The sequence below is a fragment of the Sulfurimonas sp. ST-25 genome, from assembly GCF_048079205.1.
GTDB lineage: Bacteria > Campylobacterota > Campylobacteria > Campylobacterales > Sulfurimonadaceae > Thiomicrolovo > Thiomicrolovo sulfuroxydans.
Genome location: NZ_CP182225.1, coordinates 2,335,473 through 2,353,551 on the forward strand (window position 1 = coordinate 2,335,473; position 18,079 = coordinate 2,353,551).

Annotated in this window: 19 protein-coding genes; 5 read left to right on the forward strand and 14 right to left on the reverse strand. The window is 57.3% G+C overall.

Annotated elements, in window-relative coordinates; translation table 11 throughout:
• Window positions 1-29 precede the first annotated feature (29 nt).
• The 3 genes from ACM66T_RS12045 to hisIE all read left to right on the forward strand — a co-directional run bounded on the left by ACM66T_RS12045 (window position 30) and on the right by hisIE (window position 2,790).
• Complete coding sequence (locus tag ACM66T_RS12045; protein WP_416768607.1) at window positions 30-947, forward strand: branched-chain amino acid transaminase; 918 nt, start codon at window positions 30-32, stop codon at window positions 945-947.
• A gap of 13 nt (window positions 948-960) precedes the next feature.
• On the forward strand, window positions 961-2,031 hold the full coding sequence (locus tag ACM66T_RS12050; protein WP_416768608.1) for a prohibitin family protein: 1,071 nt from the start codon (window positions 961-963) through the stop codon (window positions 2,029-2,031).
• Window positions 2,032-2,109: 78 nt separating this feature from the next.
• On the forward strand, window positions 2,110-2,790 hold the full coding sequence (gene hisIE, locus ACM66T_RS12055) for a bifunctional phosphoribosyl-AMP cyclohydrolase/phosphoribosyl-ATP diphosphatase HisIE (protein WP_231019267.1): 681 nt from the start codon (window positions 2,110-2,112) through the stop codon (window positions 2,788-2,790).
• 203 nt (window positions 2,791-2,993) lie between these two features.
• Here hisIE and ACM66T_RS12060 read toward each other — a convergent pair whose 3' ends face one another.
• The 7 genes from ACM66T_RS12060 to ACM66T_RS12090 form a co-directional block, all read right to left on the reverse strand.
• Entirely contained in the window at window positions 2,994-3,959 is a 966-nt protein-coding gene (locus tag ACM66T_RS12060; protein ID WP_231019268.1) for a TIGR01212 family radical SAM protein, read from the reverse strand.
• Window positions 3,960-3,967: 8 nt separating this feature from the next.
• Complete coding sequence (purF, locus tag ACM66T_RS12065; protein WP_231019269.1) at window positions 3,968-5,320, reverse strand: amidophosphoribosyltransferase; 1,353 nt, start codon at window positions 5,318-5,320, stop codon at window positions 3,968-3,970.
• Window positions 5,321-5,333: 13 nt separating this feature from the next.
• Window positions 5,334-6,101, reverse strand: a complete 768-nt coding sequence (dapB, locus tag ACM66T_RS12070; RefSeq protein ID WP_231019270.1) for a 4-hydroxy-tetrahydrodipicolinate reductase — start codon at window positions 6,099-6,101, stop codon at window positions 5,334-5,336.
• Between the two features lie 9 nt (window positions 6,102-6,110).
• Window positions 6,111-7,055: an NAD(P)/FAD-dependent oxidoreductase gene (locus tag ACM66T_RS12075; RefSeq protein WP_416768609.1), complete on the reverse strand. Its 945-nt coding sequence runs from the start codon at window positions 7,053-7,055 to the stop codon at window positions 6,111-6,113.
• Window positions 7,056-7,181: 126 nt separating this feature from the next.
• Entirely contained in the window at window positions 7,182-7,499 is a 318-nt protein-coding gene (trxA, locus tag ACM66T_RS12080) for a thioredoxin (protein WP_231019273.1), read from the reverse strand.
• A gap of 156 nt (window positions 7,500-7,655) precedes the next feature.
• Window positions 7,656-7,985, reverse strand: coding sequence for a YraN family protein (locus ACM66T_RS12085; protein WP_416768610.1), 330 nt, complete (start codon window positions 7,983-7,985; stop codon window positions 7,656-7,658).
• Complete coding sequence (locus ACM66T_RS12090; RefSeq protein WP_231019275.1) at window positions 7,982-10,054, reverse strand: molybdopterin oxidoreductase family protein; 2,073 nt, start codon at window positions 10,052-10,054, stop codon at window positions 7,982-7,984. Before ACM66T_RS12090 ends, ACM66T_RS12085 begins: the two co-directional genes overlap by 4 nt.
• 148 nt (window positions 10,055-10,202) lie before the next feature.
• On the opposite strand from ACM66T_RS12090, the gene ACM66T_RS12095 reads away from it, so the two are divergent.
• Window positions 10,203-10,916: a hypothetical protein gene (locus ACM66T_RS12095; RefSeq protein ID WP_231019276.1), complete on the forward strand. Its 714-nt coding sequence runs from the start codon at window positions 10,203-10,205 to the stop codon at window positions 10,914-10,916.
• 65 nt (window positions 10,917-10,981) lie between these two features.
• Here ACM66T_RS12095 and ACM66T_RS12100 read toward each other — a convergent pair whose 3' ends face one another.
• The 7 genes from ACM66T_RS12100 to rpmE all read right to left on the reverse strand — a co-directional run bounded on the left by ACM66T_RS12100 (window position 10,982) and on the right by rpmE (window position 17,064).
• Entirely contained in the window at window positions 10,982-12,244 is a 1,263-nt protein-coding gene (locus tag ACM66T_RS12100; RefSeq protein ID WP_231019277.1) for a homoserine dehydrogenase, read from the reverse strand.
• Window positions 12,237-13,460: an LL-diaminopimelate aminotransferase gene (locus tag ACM66T_RS12105; protein ID WP_231019278.1), complete on the reverse strand. Its 1,224-nt coding sequence runs from the start codon at window positions 13,458-13,460 to the stop codon at window positions 12,237-12,239. The genes ACM66T_RS12100 and ACM66T_RS12105 overlap by 8 nt, the downstream gene beginning before the upstream one ends.
• 22 nt (window positions 13,461-13,482) lie before the next feature.
• The gene (locus ACM66T_RS12110; protein WP_231019279.1) at window positions 13,483-14,295 is read right to left on the reverse strand and encodes a hypothetical protein; all 813 of its coding nucleotides are present in this window, start codon (window positions 14,293-14,295) and stop codon (window positions 13,483-13,485) included.
• Complete coding sequence (locus tag ACM66T_RS12115) at window positions 14,289-15,152, reverse strand: hypothetical protein (RefSeq protein WP_231019280.1); 864 nt, start codon at window positions 15,150-15,152, stop codon at window positions 14,289-14,291. Before ACM66T_RS12115 ends, ACM66T_RS12110 begins: the two co-directional genes overlap by 7 nt.
• Window positions 15,149-15,832: a TrmH family RNA methyltransferase gene (locus tag ACM66T_RS12120; protein WP_231019281.1), complete on the reverse strand. Its 684-nt coding sequence runs from the start codon at window positions 15,830-15,832 to the stop codon at window positions 15,149-15,151. Before ACM66T_RS12120 ends, ACM66T_RS12115 begins: the two co-directional genes overlap by 4 nt.
• Before the next feature lie 74 nt (window positions 15,833-15,906).
• A complete protein-coding gene (rsmI, locus tag ACM66T_RS12125) occupies window positions 15,907-16,725 on the reverse strand; it encodes a 16S rRNA (cytidine(1402)-2'-O)-methyltransferase (protein WP_231019283.1) in 819 nt (272 codons plus the stop codon).
• 138 nt (window positions 16,726-16,863) lie between these two features.
• A complete protein-coding gene (rpmE, locus tag ACM66T_RS12130) occupies window positions 16,864-17,064 on the reverse strand; it encodes a 50S ribosomal protein L31 (protein ID WP_231019284.1) in 201 nt (66 codons plus the stop codon).
• Between the two features lie 218 nt (window positions 17,065-17,282).
• Between rpmE and ACM66T_RS12135 the strand changes: the two genes are divergently transcribed.
• Window positions 17,283-18,077, forward strand: coding sequence for a hypothetical protein (locus ACM66T_RS12135; RefSeq protein ID WP_231019285.1), 795 nt, complete (start codon window positions 17,283-17,285; stop codon window positions 18,075-18,077).
• Window positions 18,078-18,079: the final 2 nt, after the last annotated feature.

Sequence of the window (18,079 nt, forward strand, 5' to 3'; positions counted from 1 at the left end):
CGTAGAATTACCGATAATTTGGAGAACCAATGAACGAAGCCAAGTACATTTGGATGAACGGCGAATTCCTCCCCTGGCAGGAATCAAAAGTCCACGTACTGTCACATACGCTGCACTACGGCAACGGCGTTATCGAAGGGACCAAGGCGTACAAAACCGACAAGGGGTACGCCATCTTCCGTCTCAACGACCATACCGAGCGTCTGATCCAGTCGGGCAAGATGGTCCTGCTCAACATCCCCTACAGCGTTGAAGAGCTCAATGCAGCCCAGGTCGAGCTGATCCGTAAGAACGAGTTTACCGGCGACAACGTCTACCTGCGCCCCTTCGCCTTCCTGGGCTACGGCGTCATGGGCCTCTACCACAAGGATGCGCCGGTCGAGACGGCCGTCGCCGCATGGGAGTGGGGTGCCTACCTCGGCGAAGAGGGGATGCGCAAGGGGATCCGACTCAAGATCTCCTCGTTCACCCGCCCGGCCAACACCTCCAACATGGGCAAAGCCAAGGCGGTCGCGAACTACCTGAACTCGCAGATGGCCAAGTTCGAAGCGGTCGAATGCGGCTACGACGAAGCCCTGCTCCTTGACGACCAGGGGTACGTCGCCGAAGCGAGCGGCGCGGGCTTCTTCATGGTCCGCGACGGCAAGCTTATCTCGCCGCCTAATGACAACTCCCTCGAATCGATCACCCAGAAGACGATCATCGAGCTGGCCCAGGATATGGGTTACGAGGTTGTTCGCCGCCGCGTTACCCGCGAAGAGGCCTACATCGCCGATGAAGCCTTCCTGACCGGTACGGCCGCGGAGATCACCCCGGTCCGCGAAATCGATGCCCGCATCCTCGGCAACGGCGCCCGCGGTCCGATCACGGAAAAACTGCAAAGCGCCTATTTCGATGTCGTCTTCGGACGCAACCCGAACTACACGCACTACCTGACCTACGTCTAAAAGGAAAGCAAGCATGGCAACAGACATGAACGACTACTTCAACAAGAAAAAAAGCAGCTCCGGCGGCAGCGGCGGCGGCGGTTTCACCCCACCCAAGCCCCCCAAGATGGAGTTCAACATGGGCAAAGGCAAATCGGCACTGCTCCTTCTCGGCGTCGTCATCGTTGTCTTCCTGCTGCTCGCCAAACCCTTCGTCATCATTACCGAAGGGGAGCGCGGTATTCTCGCGACCAACGGAAAGTATGAACCCAATGCCCTCCTGCCGGGCCTGCACTTCATCATCCCCGTGATCCAGAAGGTCTACCTCGTCGACACGAAGGTCAGAATCATCAACTACGCCAGCCGCATCGAGCGTGCCGGGGCCGAAGGCGAAGGCCTTGAAGTCCGTCCGGCGATCACCGTCCTGGATAAACGCGGTCTGCCCGTCTCCATCGAACTGACGGTCCAGTACCGCCTCAATGCGCAGTACGCGGCACAGACCATCTCCAATTGGGGCTTCAGCTGGGAAGAGAAGATCATCAACCCCGTCGTGCGCGACATCGTCCGCAACGTCGTCGGCCAGTACGAGGCGGAATCCCTGCCGACGAACCGCAATACCATCGCGAACCAGATCGAACAGGGCATCCGTCAGAGTATCGAAGGGCAGGAGAACTCCCCGGCCATCTTCCAATCGGTCCAGCTGCGTGAAATTGTCCTGCCGCAGAAGGTCAAGGACCAGATCGAAAGCGTCCAGATCGCCAAGCAGCAGGTCCAGAAAGCCGAGCAGGACGTCCAGCGCGCCAAGCAAGAAGCCCTCAAACGTGCCGCCGAAGCCCAGGGTAAAGCCAATGCCGTCCGTATCGAAGCGGAGGGTAAAGCCAACGCGATCAAGATCGAAGCCGACGCGACGGCCCAGGCCAACCGTGCCATCAGCGCCTCGCTCACGGAGAAGCTGCTCCAGATGGAGCAGATCAAGGTCCAGGGGCAGTTCAACGATGCCCTGCGCGAGAACAAAGACGCGAAGATCTTCCTGACACCGGGCGGCTCCACGCCGAACATCTGGGTCGACATGAAAGATCCGCAGAAACAGAGCGCGATCCGCTAAGCGCTTCCCTCCCCCCGGAGGGTTGAATCAAGCCGGAGCACCTCCGTTTTGATTCAATCCTTTTTTCCTGGAAAAAACATGCAAGAAATTCTCAATCGGGTCGACTGGCAAAAACAGGAACTGCTTCCCGTTATCGTGCAGGACGTCCATACGAACGAAGTCCTGATGATGGCCTACATGAACCGCGAAGCCCTCCAGCTCTCCCTGGAGACGAAACTCGCCCACTACTACTCCCGCTCAAAGCAGCGGCTGTGGAAAAAGGGCGAAAGCAGCGGCCACCTGCAGCACATCAAGCAGTTCCTCATCGACTGCGACGACGACACCCTGCTGCTCAAGGTCGAACAGGAGGGCGTTGCCTGCCACACCGGCCGCAAATCCTGTTTCTTCTCCGAGCTCGACAGCGGCAGCGAGACCATGGCAGTCGAAGTCGATATGACCGCGGCCTACGGCGTCATCGACACCCTCTACCACACGATCCTCGAGCGCAAGAACGCCGACCCGGAAACCTCCTGGACGGCCAAGCTGCTGAGCAAAGGGGAAAACACGATCCTCAAAAAGGTCGTCGAAGAGGCCGGGGAGTTCAGTTTCGCCGTCAAAGATAACGACGAGGAAGAGATCGTCTACGAAGCGGCAGACCTCACCTACCACGTCCTCGTCGCCCTGGGCTACAAGAACATCTCCCCCGACCGCATCAAGCAGGAGCTCGCCCGCCGCTTCGGCATAAGCGGCATCGCGGAAAAGGCCTCACGCCCATCCTAGCCAAATGGCTATCCTTATCTAAAGTAGATACTGCAAAAATCTATGCCAGTATCTACTTCTTCTATCAAGTCTTGAATGATAATTAGCGTATCGAGAGGATTACCGGGGAATGGAATGCCCCGAAAGCGGCAGCCTTTCGCACTTTCTTCTTTCGGGTTCGGTTTCTTCTTTGTGCGAACAAAGAAGAAAGGGAACAAAAAAACTCAGTACTTCAGCCCGATCTGTTTCAAAGCCGCATTGATATGCCGCACCTGCGTATTCCGGTCCCGGCACCACGCCGGCGCGATGAGGGTATCGTTATCGATCCCGGCGGTAATACGCTGCACGGAGACATTCGCAGGCTTCATCTCGATCGCCTTGAGCAGCGTATCGAGGTACTCCTCCTCCGTAATCGGCGTAAACTCGCCCCGGGCATACTCGTTGGCCAGCGCCGTTCGCGTCACGACATAGAGGGGGTGGTACTTCACCGAGTCGATCCCCCACTCGTACGCCCTCATAGCCGTCTCAAGCATCATTGCCTGCGTTTCGCCCGGCAGGCCGAAGATGAGGTGGCCGCAGACATGCAGGCCCGCCGCCTTGCTCTTCTTGATCCAGTGCTCGACATTGGCGCTGTCGTGGCCGCGGTTGATCCGCTCGAGGGTCTCGTCGTAGACGGACTGGATACCGTACTCGACCCAGATCTCTTTCGTTTTGGCCAGCTCTGCGAGGTAGTCGAGGGTCTCGTCGGTGATGCTGTCCGAGCGCGTCCCGATACTGAGCCCCACGACGTCATCAAAGGAGAGCGCCTTGTCGTAGAGCGCCTTGAGCGTCGCGAAGGGGGCGTAGGTGTTCGTAAAGGACTGGAAATAGACGAGGAACTTCGTTGCCCCGTATTCGCGGCGCAGTCTCGCCGAAAGGACGTCGAACTGCTTTTCAAGCTGCTCGAGCTGCTTGGGGAGGTAGGGGTTCTCTTTGCTCTGCAGGTTCAGGTGGAAACCCTTGAGCGGCTGTACCTTGTCAAGACTCGGGCTGAAGGAGTCGTTCTCGCAGAAGGTACAGCCGCCCCGGGCGACGGTGCCGTCGATATTGGGGCAGGTGAAGCCGGAGATGGAGATGGAGACCTTGAAGACCTTCTCCCCGAATTTCTCCTGGAGATAGGTCCCGAAAGTGTAGATCTGCTTCGGCTGCAAATGTGTCCCTAGACGATGTACTCGCCGGTAAAGCAGGCGGTACAGTATTCGCTGCCCTCGGCCCGCACCGAACGCATCAGCGCCTCGGTACTGAGGAACGCCAGAGAGTCCGCCTCGATGTAGTGGCAGATTTCCTCGATGCTCATATTTGCCGCGATCAGCTTCTCTTTGTTCGGCGTATCAACGCCGTAGAAACAGGGGTCCGTCGTCGGCGGGCTGGAGATGCGCATATGCACCTCGGCCGCACCCGCCTCTTTGAGCATACGCACGATGCGGCGGCTCGTCGTCCCGCGAACGATGGAGTCGTCGATGACGATGAGGCGTTTGCCCTCGATCAGTTCGCGGATCGGGGAGAGCTTCATCTTGACCTTGAGATCGCGCATCTCCTGCGTCGGCTCGATGAAGGTACGGCCGATGTAGTGGTTGCGCATGATCCCCATCTCGTAGGGGATCCCGCTCTCCTGCGAATAGCCGATGGCCGCCGGCACGCCGCCGTCGGGGACGGGCACGACCATATCCGCCTCGATCGGCTGCTCTTTGGCCAGCTGCACACCCATGTTCTTGCGCTTCTGGTAGACGTTTTTGCCGAAGACCTCGGAGTCGGGACGGGCGAAGTAGACGTACTCAAAGATACAGTGCTTCGGGGTTCCGTCAAAGATTTTGAGCGACTGCGGTGCCTTCCCTTTTTCAAAGATGAGCATTTCGCCCGGTTCGACGTCACGGATATAGGTCGCGCCTATCAGATCAAAAGCACAGGTCTCGGACGCGACGACGTAACCGTCGCCGATACGTCCCAGAGCCAGCGGACGGAAGCCGAAACGGTCGCGCACCGCGAACATCTTGGTACGGCTCAGAAAGACGAGCGAGAACGCCCCCTCGATCTGTTTGACGGCATCGATGATGCGGTCTTTGAGTTTGCTCTGCGTACTTCTGGCGATCAGGTGGATCAGGTTCTCCGTATCCATGGAGCTCTGGAAGATCGCCCCCTCTTTAATGAGCTTGTTGCGGACCTCCTGGGCATTGGTCAGGTTACCGTTGTGGACGATGGAGATCTGTCCCAGGTCGTAATTGGCATGGACCGGCTGGGCATCGAGGATGGAGTCGTCCCCCGCCGTAGAATAGCGGGTATGGCCGATGGCCATATGCCCTTTGAGCGTCGCCAGTTTCTGCTCGTCAAAGACCTGGGTAACGAGCCCGCGGTCTTTGATGGTGTGCAGACGTTCCCCGTCTCCGGAACTGATGCCCGCCGCCTCCTGGCCGCGGTGCTGCAGCGAATGCAGGGAGAAATAGGCGAGCTTGGAGGCTTCGACATGGTTGAAGATGCCGACGACGGCACATTTTTCATTCAATGATTGACGCATATGACTCCTTTTATTATAGTCCGAGGCAGTCGGCGATGGAATAGAGGCCGCTGGGTTGCGTATGCAGCCACTTCGCCGCACGGATGGCACCCTTGGAGAAGGTGTTGCGGCTGGTGGCAGTGTGATTCAGTTCGATGAACTCGCCGTCGTTATAGAAACCGACGGTATGGCGTCCGACGATGTCGCCGCCGCGCAGCGCCATGACGGCGATCTCGTCACCGGTGCGTTCGCCGATATTGCCGTTGCGGCCGCTGACGCGGACCTTGTCAAGGTCGAGGTCGCGGCCCGCTGCCGCCGATTCGGCCAGGGTCAGCGCGGTACCGCTCGGAGCGTCTTTCTTGTGGCGGTGGTGCATCTCGACAATCTCGATGTCGAACCCCTCCAGTGTCTTGGAAGCGAGGTTGACAAGCTTGTTCAGCAGCGCCACGCCCAGGGACATGTTCGTCGCGTACAGCACCGGCGCCACGCCGCTGAGCTCTTTGAGCAGGTTGAGCTGGTGCACATTCAGCCCCGTGGTCCCGCTCACCAGGGGTTTGGGGGTTTTCAGCAGGGTTTCGAGCAGCGGTTGGGCCGCTTCGGGCAGGGAGAAATCGATTATGATGTCCGACGCTGCGACAAAGGCCTCCACGTCATTGGTCACCAGTGTCCCCTCCGGCAGGGAGGCCTCCAGGCTGTTGCGGACATAGACCGCGGAGAGCCTCAGCGTCTCCTCCGGGCCCAGATCCTCGATCAGCAGTTTGCCTACACGGCCGGTCGCCCCGTAAATTCCGACGTTTACCATTCTCATCCTCTAAGCGTTTTGTTTTTCATCCACATACGTGATCACCTGCAGCGCTGCCGTCGCACCATCGCCCGCGGCACAGACAACCTGTTTCGGTGCTTCGATGCGCAGGTCGCCCGCGGCAAAGAGCCCCGGAGTGCTGGTCCGCATACTCAGGTCTACAATGACCTGCCCCCAGTCGTTGACATCACAGAGCCAGCTGCCGTCTTCTTGTTTCAGCACGGCGTTATTGACGTTGTGCCCGACAAAAACGAAGACGCCCGGGACCGGCAGGTCACGGGTCGAACCGTCGCGCAGAGCGACGCGCAGCCCGTTCACGCCCATGGCGTCGCCATAGACCTCTGCGGGCGAGGCATCCAGCACCAGTTCGATGTTCTCCGTGTTCATGATCCGCTCGATCGTACTCGGTGCGGCGCGGAAACGGTCGCGGCGGTGTACCAGGTAGACCTTGGAACAGATTTTGGCGAGATAGAGCGCCTCTTCAAGGGCCGTATCCCCGCCGCCGATCACGGCGACTTCCTTGCCCTTGTAGAAGAACCCGTCGCAGGTGGCACAGCTGCTCACACCGCGTCCGAAGAGCTCGTTCTCACCCTCGAATCCCGCACGTTTGGGCGTCGAGCCGGTACAGACAATGACGCTCAGCGCTTCGTCGACCTTGCCGTCTTCGCGGGTGATACGGAAGGTTCCTTCCGCCGTGCGCGCAACGTTGGTCACCGCGACCATCTCGTGTTTGAGCCCGAAACGCATACACTGCTCCGGCCACGGCATCATCAGGTCCATACCGGAGATTTCGCCGGTGACCCCCGGGTAGTTCTCGATCTCGCTGCTGCCCGTGATCTGGCCGCCGGGCATACCCTGTTCGTACATCACGACGTTTTTCAAGCCGCCGCGCGTCGTATAAAGCCCTGCGGTCAGTCCGGCCGGGCCGCCTCCGATAATGGCACAATCGAGCATGGAAAACCCTTTATTCCCTTACGGTAATTAATGGAGAAATAATATCGCTAACATACTAAAGATGGACTTTGACACAGAAGCAGTGAGAAGTTTAAAGTTGGGGTGCAGGCGAGCGCCTGCAAAGTATTAGAGGTGTGCGTTGATTTTCTCTTCGAACGCCTGCTTGGAAGCGGCACCGATCATCTGATCAACGACTTCGCCGTTCTTGAAGATCATGACCGTCGGGATGGAGCGGATACCGAATTTTACGGCGATGTCCTGCTCTTCATCCGTGTTCACTTTCGCGATCGTGGCTTTGCCTTCGTAATCTTCAGCCAGCTCTTCGATCACCGGCGCGATCATACGGCACGGTCCACACCACGGCGCCCAGAAGTCAACCAGTGTAACACCCTCTTTTACAGTTTCCTCAAATGTAGCGGCCGTCAGTTCAACATATTTTCCCATTTTGAATTCCTTTCGTGAATATCGTGTCTTCATTATACCTGTAAATTTTAAAAAGTAAACTTCACATGATAATTTTTATTAGGAACGATCTGCCCCCGACACTTTTAAATCGGAGAAATATTATCCTATTTAAAATAAGCGGATTCTGAAGGATATTTACAAGGTGATATTTTCAAGTAATTCGCATTTTCCGCCGCTGACGATCACCGCATCCAACGCGTAATCGAGCTCCAGACGGTGCTGTTTCATGTAGCTTTCCGCCGTCATCAGGATCTTGCGGATTTTCGCCGGTGTAATGTTGTTGGCCGCCTGCTCGAAGGTCGGCGCGCTTTTGACCTCGATGATGTGGAGCACCTCATCCCGCATGGCCAGAATATCGATCTCGCCGAAACGGCTGCTGACGTTCCTGTCGATGACGCTGAAACCGCGTTCGCGCAGAAAATCGACGGCCTGCTGTTCGGCGACGTCCCCTGCAGCCCGGCTCATACCGCTTCGGCCCGGACCTTGATCGATTTGAACGCCGCCGTCAGGATCAGTTCGTCCCGCTTGTCCCCGAAAAGCGCATTGATGCGCGAACCCGCATGGTGGAAAGTTGCAAAGAGCGTGCCAGGCTGTACCTTGTCGGTAATCTTGATCCGCAGCGGGGCCGAGGAGCCGTATTCGGTATGCAGGACCGCCTTTTCCGTCGGGAAGGCCGCCGCATCCGTTTCGCTCACCAGCAGAATATCTTCGTCATAACGCTTGTTCAGGCGCTCGGAAGCCTTCGTCTGGGCGGCGTTGTTGTAATGGGCCAACGTACGACCCGTCGTCAGATAGTAGCCGTCTTCAACCCGTTTTTTCGCGATGAGCTCGGGGACCATGCCGCGGGGCGCGTACTGGTGGTAGTGGAACTGCCCCAGACCGTCGGGCGTCCGGAAGTCGAGCAGGTGCAGTACCGGGGTATCTTCGGTGTAGACCGGCCACTGGAGCCCCCGCTTTCGGTGGCGCTCTAGGCGCATGTAGGAGGCGCCGCTAAAGCGGCGGTGGGCGACTTCTCGAACCTCGTCCCACACCTCGGAACTCTCTTTGTAATCGTAGCTGCCGCCCATCTTGTTATCGAGCATCTGGATCACTTCCCAGTCATCAGGCAGGTCCGATTGCACCAGCGGCTGGGAGAGGTGCAGACGGCGCATCGCGTTGACGTAGACCCCTGTCTTCTCGTAGGCGGACTTGACCCCGACGACGATATCGGCGCGGTTGGCGACGTCGTTCATCATGATCTCCTGGACCATCAGCAGCTCCAGCTGCTCGAACGCCCTGTCGATCTTGTTGAGGTTGGGGTGGATATGGGTGATATCCTCGCCCATGTTGAGCACCGCCTTGATCTTGCCCTCGAGCATCGCGTCGACGAGCTGCGGCGTCATGAGCCCCTCTTCCTTGGGCTTCTGGTAATCGGGGTCGTAGTAGGGCAGACACCCCATGTCACAGGCGCCCTGGACGTTGTTCTGGCCGCGCAGCGGCATCAGCCCCGCCCCGGTCTGGCCGATGTTCCCCGTCAACAGCGCGAGGTGGGTGATCGCCATGACCGCGTAAGAGCCGTCGAGGTGTTCGGTAATCCCCAGCCCCCAGAAGATCATCGACTTCTTCACCGCGTATTCGCGGGCGATGTTCGGGATCAGCTTGGCGAGGTGCTCGAAACCGCTGACCTGCTTGAAATAGTCCGGGTCCGTATAGGGGTCACCCAGAATCTTCTCTTTGTACTCCTCGAACCACTTCGTGCGTGTTTCGATGAAGTCTCTGTTGTAGAGCTCCTCTTCGATAATGACCCGGGCCATCATATTGAGAATGAGCAGGTTCGCCTCGTGGGGGATAATCGCCTTGTGCTTGGCGAACTTCATCAGTTTGATATCGCGCACGTCGATGACGGCGAGGTTGTGGTGCTTCTGCGCCGCCTCGACGATGCGGTTGGCGACGATGGGGTGCGCCTCGGTCGTATTTGAACCGATGACGACCATGAACTCCGTTTCATAGATGTCGTTATAGGGGTTCGTCGCCGCCCCCTCGCCGATCGTCGTACGCATCCCTTTGAGGCTGGGGCTGTGGCAGACGCGGGCACAGTTGTCGACATGGGGGGAGTTCATCGTATGGCGGGTGAACTTCTGGAAAAGGTAGGCGCTCTCGCAACTGGTACGCGCCCCGCCGATCGCGCAGAAGCTCTTTTCGCCGTGTTTCGACTGGATCTCGCGCAGCTTCATCGCCGCCGCACTCACTGCGGTATCGACGTCGCACTCGAACCAGGTCTCGTCGAAATCGCGCAGTTTTCCGCCGAACGCCTCGGCAATCGCCGGGTTCTTTGCCAGGAAGCTTTTGCGGATCCGCGGGGTGCGGAGACGGTTGGCGTCACTGACGAAGTCAAAACCGTATTTGCCTTTGATGCAGAGCTTGCCCTGCGAAACATAGCCGTCCGCCGAGGCGCCGATCTTGACGATCTGGTTGTCCTCGACATGCCCTTCGATGTCACAGCCGACGCCGCAGTAGGTACAGACGCTGTCGATCACTTTGACCGAATTGCCCATGTTCAATCCTGGTAAGCACACGTCGCGGACGTGCACCTGAAATTTTTAAAAAAGTCTAGCGGTTGGGGGCTTAATCTGCTGTACCCTGACCTCATATGACATATTGTTTCAACATAGTATAATAAATCCAAAAAGAGAGATACATTAGATGAATAGCACTCTGCAGGAACGTCAAAAACTTCTGGAGATGGGGGCCTTCGCCTACGCCGTCGGTATCGCCAGCCTCGCCGTGATCCATCTCCCCCTGATACGCTACGGCGCACTGCCGCTTCTCGCCATTTCACTGCTGGGGATCGGGTACGCCATGCTCTTCGTCGCACGGCAGTCAAGCTCTCAGGCAACGCTCTTCCAGGGTATCGCCCTGGTCGCGCTGGTCGCCCTCAGCGGTATCCTCTACACCTTCGGAGCCGAATTCGCCCAATACAAGACGCTGAAATTGCATCACGCCCTGACCGAGGCGGACAAGGCGTCCCATATCAAAACAGTCTGGATGCTTGTCACACTGCACACCGCCGGCGCCCTGCTCTTCGTCGCGGCGCTCTGGGCGCGTACCCGTTCATTCACGCGGACGCTCATCCCGCTCTTCGCCATCGCCTGGCTGAGCCTCCCCGTCGTCTACCTGCTGATCCAGCTCTTTGAGCGCCTTCTGCCCCTGATGGAGAAGAGCAGTACCCTCTTCCTCTTTCTCGCCTGGCTCGCCCTCACCGCCGGCGTCGGTTACGGCAGCTACCTGATGACGGGCGGCAAAAAGCTCTATACCGGGCTGCTGGCGCTGCTGACCTTCGTACTGCCGCCCGTCGGCGCAGTCGCCTTTGTACTTTTTCTATTCGTTCGGGGACTGATGCTGCTTAAAGAGTCGTAAAGCGTACAAAGAGTGACAAGGGGCCGCTTCGTGTTGAAAGCGGCTGAAAAGCAGATGGTAAAGGTTTAAACGATCCGGATCATGACCGGCTTCGCCATGACGAAGGAGAGCCCTTCGATCTGGGAGAGGACCTCTTTCATATTGCCTTCGACCGCACTGTGCGTGGAGAAGAGCAGGTTCGCATAGCCGCCGGAAGCGGGACGCTGCAGCATCGTCTCGATGGAGATCTCAAACTCGCCGAAGAGCTGGGTGATCTTGGCCAGGACACCCGGACGGTCCTCGACACGGATGCGCAGGTAGTACTTGGTCTCGATCTCGTCGCTCGGGCGCAGTCTCAGCCCATGTTCCAGCGGGGTGTTGTAGCCGAGCATCGGCGAACGTTTCCCCCCGGCCCGGGCGATGTCGATGATATTGGCGACAACGGCGCTCGCCGTCGCGTCTCCGCCGGCACCCGGTCCGTAATAGAGGGTTTCACCGACGCGGTCGCCGATAACGCTGACACCGTTCATTACGCCGTCGATCTTCGCGATCATCTGCTCTTTGCTGATCAGGGCCGCATGCACCCGCAGTTCGACGGCGTCGCCGTCGCGCTTGGCGATGCCCAGCAGTTTGACCGCGTATCCGAACTCCTTGGCAAAGGCGATGTCCTCCTGGGTGACGGACTCGATCCCCTCGATCAGGATATCCTCGGGTTTGACATCGATCCCGTAGGCAATGGAGGCGAGGATCAGCAGTTTGTGCGCCGCATCGAAGCCGCCGATGTCGAAGGTCGGGTCCGCCTCGGCATAGCCGAGCTCCTGGGACTCTTTAAGGATGGCGTCGAAGGCGATACCCTCATCCGTCATTTTCGTGAGCATGTAGTTGCAGGTGCCGTTCATAATCCCCTTGATGCTCTCGATGTGGTTGGCCGAAAGGCCATCGCGCAGGGCGTTGATGATGGGGATACCGCCGGCAACGCTCGCTTCGTACTCGAAGGCAAGATCCCCGGCCAGCTCCTGGAGCTCATAGCGGTGGTACGCCAACAGGGCCTTGTTCGCCGTAACGACCGCCTTGCCGTTCTCCAGCGCCTTTTTGACGACATCAAAGGGGCCTTCGACGCCCCCCATCAGTTCCACGACGATATCGATCTCCGGATCGTTCACGACCTCATAGGGGTCACTGGTGAGGGCGATATCGATCCCGCGCTCTTTGTTCAGGGTTCGGACGACACCGGTCTTGACGACCACTTCCGTCCCGGCCCGCGCCGTGATCATTTCCTTGTTGTCTTCGAGGATCTGAACCACCGCGGTGCCGACGGTCCCGACACCGATCACGCCGACTTTAAGCATCGGCGTTTTCCTCGAACTGCTTCAGGAACTGTTTGATGTTCTTCGCCGCCTGGCGGATACGCTTGTCGTTCTCGATCAGGGCGATACGGACATACCCTTCGCCGTATTCGCCGAAGCCGATGCCCGGGGCGACCGCGACCTGTGCCTCGACCAGGAGACGCTTGGCGAACTCGAGCGAGCCCAGGTGCGCCGCGCAGTCAGGGATCTTCGCCCAGACGAACATGGAGGCGCGGTTGCGGCGGATCGGCCAGCCGGCACGGGTAAAGGCGTCGATCAGGACGTCCTGGCGCACATCGTACTTGCGGACGATCTCGTCCACGCAGCTCTGATCACCGTTGAGCGCCACGGTCGCGGCGACCTGGATCGGGGTGAACATCCCGTAATCCAGCCAGCTTTTGATCTTCTGCAGTGCGCCGATGAGCTTCTTGTTCCCGACAAAGAAACCGACGCGCCATCCGGCCATGTTGTAGCTCTTTGAGAGCGTGAACGATTCGACGGCGACGTCCTTGGCCCCTTCGACGCTCATAATCGAGGGCGTCTGATAGCCGTCGAAAGTGATGTCACCGTAAGCGATGTCGGAGATGACGTAGAAACGCTCCCGCTTCGCCATCGCGACGATGCGCTCGTAGAACGCCGGTGTCACCGTTGCCGTCGAGGGGTTGTGCGGGAAGTTGACAACCACGTATTTCGGTTTCGGGAAGGCATCTTTGAAGGCCGTCTCGAGGTGTTCGAAGAAGGCATCTTCGTCCACGTTGTAATCTTCGTCGAAGATCAGCGGCATCTTCTGCACGCTGCCGCCGGCAAGGATGAAGGCGTAGGAGTGGATCGGATAGGTCGGGTCCGGGACGACGGCGACGTCGCCGGGATTGGTGATGGCATAGGCCAGGTGGGCGTACCCCTCTTTGGAGCCCATCGTTGCGACCGCTTCGGTTTCCGGGTCGAGCTCGACGTCGTAGCGGCGCTTGTACCAGTCGCAGATCGCCAGGCGGAGTTTATAGATCCCTTTGGACTGGGAATAGCCCTGGGTTTTCGTCTTCATGACTGATTCGACCATCTTGTCGCGGATATGTTCCGGGGTGTCGCCGTCAGGATTGCCCATACTGAAATCGATGACATCCGCCCCGGCACGGCGTTCGGCCATTTTCAGGTCGTTCACTTCAGCAAAAACGTACTTCGGGAGACGGCGGATGCGGTCAAACTGGATTTCGTCAAACATTGTTTTTTTATCCTAAATGCGACTATTGCGCTTTCACACTCAGGCCTGCATTCATGTTCTTCCGGCTGTAAAGATCCGCAATCTTCACGTAGGCGCAGCCGCGGGGAAGGTTGATGGTGATCTGCCGGGTTCGCTTGTCCCTTTTGTAGAGCTTGAGCAGGCGCAAATCGTCGTCGTAAAATGCAATGTAAGGATACCAGTTATTTCCTGACAGGCTCCAAAGGGTGAGGCTGCCCGCTTTGGAAACATCCAGCCAGCGCGGGTAGACCAGCCGCTTCATCCGGATCTTCTTTCCCACCTCCAGCGGTGTCAGTTCCAAATGCGCGGCACTCATATCGATAAAATAGCGCCACTGCGTATCACTGTTGCGCTCGATATCGAGGATGCCGCACCCTCTGCGCGACAGCGCCTGCTGCAGGGCGGTCGGATCGGTAGCGTATTCGGACTGCATCTTGATACGCCAGCTGTAGCCGGCGTTGGACAGCATCGCCGAATCCGTCAGGTAGTGGGTATACCCCATGCCCCGGAGCGTCTCATTCATCAGCATCATAAAGAACTGCGGGCTTCCGTTCGTTTCAAAGGTCAGCTCCAGCGTTTTGGGCCGCTTGTAAAAGAGCGAAAGCAGACCGTTCTCCTTGAGGGTCTCCACGACTTTGACGACATCAATCCGGTCCCCCTGCACAAAGCGGCTGCGGTCGGCGAAGATGATCTTGACAAAAGCCTCGTTCCGACTGTACGTCTGCTCTCCGATCAGTGAGCTCACCTTCTCAAGCAGCGGTGTCTGCGCCCACGCCGACAGGGCAATGCCCAGCAGAAAAACGATCTTTTTTACCACACCTGTCCCTTGTTGCGCGCTCTGAATTCCGTTTCGTCAAGCTCACGGCATACACCCTCGTTATACTCCAGCAGGACCCGCTCACTTTGCTTAAAGTGCAGCTCTTTCCCTCCGCAGTCGAGGGAAAAATATCCGTGGCCCGTCACGATCAGCCACGCTTTCGTTCCGTCAAGCCGAACGGGCTCTTCGGTCGTATAAACGCTCCGCTTATGGGTTTTCGCGTCAATGACGCCGAGCCATATCGATGTACTTATAGGTCGAAGAATCACGTCTTCATAGACGCTGTTCTCAACCGGGACAGCCTCCGCCGCAGCCACTGAAGCGTTCTCCTCCGCAACGGTGGCATTCGGCTCGGCCGCGATGTTCTGGTGCGCTTCCTGGATCGCATCGGCTTCGGCGAGTGTACTCGGCGCCGTTGTCGTATTCATGGCGGCCATGGTCGCCCGCGCCTGATCAATCGCCGTATTGTTCAGTTCGAACTTTTCCGTTTTCCCGCCGGTGCCGAGAACAAGATAGGTCACGATGATCACGGCCAGCAGTGCCGCAACCAGTGCTGCGACCGTCAGACGCTGGCGTTTTTTGGACTTGGCCACATTGGCGAAAGGGTCCTCCTCGGATGCCGCCAAAGGCTCCAATGGGGCGGGGCCGGAGGCGGCGAACTGCTGCCGCCACTCGGTCAGGTCAACATCAAACTCCCGTTCGATGATTGTGACAAACCCGTTAAACTGAATGGCTGAAAAGGCGTCGAAATCCCCCGCCAACAGCTTTTGCATATTGTCGGTCGAAATGTGGGTCCGCATGCTGAGATCGGCGATACCGATCTGTTTTAGCGTTTCGATCACCGATACCGTATTCATGCCGTACGCATCCTCTCCATTAAAATTGCACCCGCTGCGCTGACGTTGAGCGAATCGAACCCGTGCGCCATGGCGATGCGCACCCCCTGGTCCAGCCGGCGGACGGCCCGGGCCGGGATACCTTCGCCCTCGTTGCCAAGCAGGAGCGCCCTTTTGCCCTCAAAGGCAAGGGTGCGCACGTCTTCGCCCTCCATAACGGCGCCGTAAAGACGGTGCCCTCTGTTCTTGAGTTCGGTCAAAGCGTCATACAGGTTCGTGGTCACATTAAAGGGGAGGTCGAAAAGCGCACCGGTCGAACTGCGCACGACCGGTTCCAGGGCGAGGGATTTGATCCCGGTGACGACGAGACCGTCCGCACCGAGGGCATAGGCACTGCGGGCGATGGCACCGATGTTGCCGACATCGGTGATGCCGCAGAGCACGACGACGAACTCCTTCGCCGCCAGGGTGGCTAGCGGTGTCGGCTCCAGCGCGGCCGTTTCCGCCAGGAAGCCCTGATGGTTGCCGCTGCGGCTCATCTTCTGCGCCGCATCCGGGGGGATGCGCTTCACCGCAAACCCCATACGCATCAGACGGTTATACTCTTTCGCCTCCAACTCTTTGGCGAGGTAAAGCGTCTCGATCTTCTCGGGGTGCCGGGAGATCAGATAGTAAACCGGTTGCTTTCCATATATCAACATGCTTGGATTGTAACCAATTTTCTGTTAGAAATGGATTGTTATCTGCGCAGAAATTAGCTTCGAGAAAGTGTGTGTTATTTACCGGTATCCAGTAACCTTTGATAACAGCTTTTGGGAGTTTCACCCGTCAGTTTCGCGATCAGCTTCGCCGCTGCTTTCTTCGGAAGGTCAAGTGCAAGAATCTCTTTTTCCGTAAAGGTCGCATCGCGTAGTTCCCCCGCCTCGATCACGACGACCCACTCCCCTTTGTAATTACCGCCAAGGGTTTCGAGGAGTTCCGCCGCCGTGCCGTGCAGGTAACGCTGATGCATTTTCGTCAACTCTTTGGCGGCAAAAATCCGACGCGATGGTTCAGTGTCTGCGATTTCGTTCAAAAGCTTTTCCAAACGGTGCGGGGATTCGTACAGGACCGTCGTATAGCCGTTGTAGAGCGCCCGCGTGAGCGCCCCGGACCTGTCGCTGCCTTTGTGGGGGAGAAAGCCGAAAAAGAGCATCTGCGTTTCGGCAAAACCGCTGGCGGCGAATGCCGTCAAGACCGCATTGGCCCCCGGGAGCACATCATAGGCGATGCCGTGGTCGATGCAGTAGCGCACCAGCATCTGCCCCGGGTCACTCACCCCCGGCATCCCCGCATCGCTGGCATAAACAACGTTCTGTTCAAAAAACGACGGGTCGGTTTTCTCAAGAAAACGGTGCTCACTGTGGGAGTGGACGGATAGGAACGACTGTTCTTTTCCTGCCGCTTTGCCGTAACGCTCTTTGAGCAGGTGCAGCAGCTTCTTCGTGACACGGGTATCTTCGCAGAGCAGGACGTCCGCATTGACCAGCGCATCCATCGCACGCAGTGAAATGTCGGCAATATTTCCGATCGGGGTGGGAACAAGGGTAAGCATATTCAAGGACCTTTATCAGGTAAACAAAAGAGGGAAAAGCGCCAGGGGCGCGCGCCCGAAGGAAGTGCCCCTCGGGGTACGGGGCCTGCTGTGCCAGCGGACCCGCTGACGTTGCAAGGCGTTGACGCCCGCAACGTTTTATTTCATATTGTAGCGCTGCTTGAACTTCTCGATACGTCCGGCAGTGTCTACCTGGCGCTCAGAACCGGTGAAGAACGGGTGGCACTCGTTACAGATGTCGATACGCATCGCATCTTTCGTGCTCTTTGTTTCAAATGTGTTGCCGCAGGCGCAAGTGACTGTACAAGCCATGTATTCCGGGTGAATACCTTTTTTCATCGTTAAGCCTTTTGATACACGCTCTGTACGTATATCGGTATATTTTTTAAATCCGTACGGGTGCGGATTTTAAGACCGCAATTATACCGAATAAAGCCGGACGCTTCAAGTCCCGGTCAAATCGCGCTCCTTTACAATTGTAAAATATGTAGTTTTTGGTTAAAAAATAGTTTTATAAGGTATTATTGTGATAAAGATCATTCCATAGAGGTAACCACGTGAAATTTGTCGCCTTTACATTGATGTTCCTCCTCTCCGTTATCCTGACAGGATGTTTTACCAAACCCGTCCCGCGTGAGAAACTCGTGAAGCAGACGCGTCTTGCCGTTATCCCCCTTTTCGAGGAAACGCTTGTGTCCGAGTATTTCGGGGTAACGGTTTTCGAGAACACCTCCTTTGAATATGACATTTCATCCTGGGACCTCTATGACCTCGTCTATAAAAATGTCACAAAGAAAATCGACCTTTACTCTCCGATGACCGTTGTTGACCTGCATCTCTCCAAGGGCAAACTATTGGACATGGCAAAGCGCAAATCGATCGTTGCCGAAAAAGGGTACTTCATCAACGCAGATATGCTCATGGAGAAGATTCAAAACACCCTGTTGAAAAAGAAGATTGATTACGTGCTAATCATCAAAGGCTGGATGAACCCAAATTTCAGAGTCAGACAGATTCTACGATTTAAAGAGAATGATCTGTTCCTGCTCGACGGGCTTAACTTCGGGCTCTATGACACCAAAACACTGGAAGCGGTCAGGATCACCGATAACAATCAGGACCCCGATGCCATTTCAGGCTGTGTCAAATATTCGGAGGTCGCTTCTTCACCCTTGTGGAAAGACAAAAATCTTCCGCTGAGCTCCGGTGAACTCGGGCAGGTTCAAACGATATTGCAGGACTTTTTAACACAACTGATTCCGGTCATGCTGAGCAAAATGCATCTGCTTCAGGGGAGCGGATACAAGGAGCTTCCGCAAAAGTACAACTATATGGGGGCCTGTTACATCTAGGG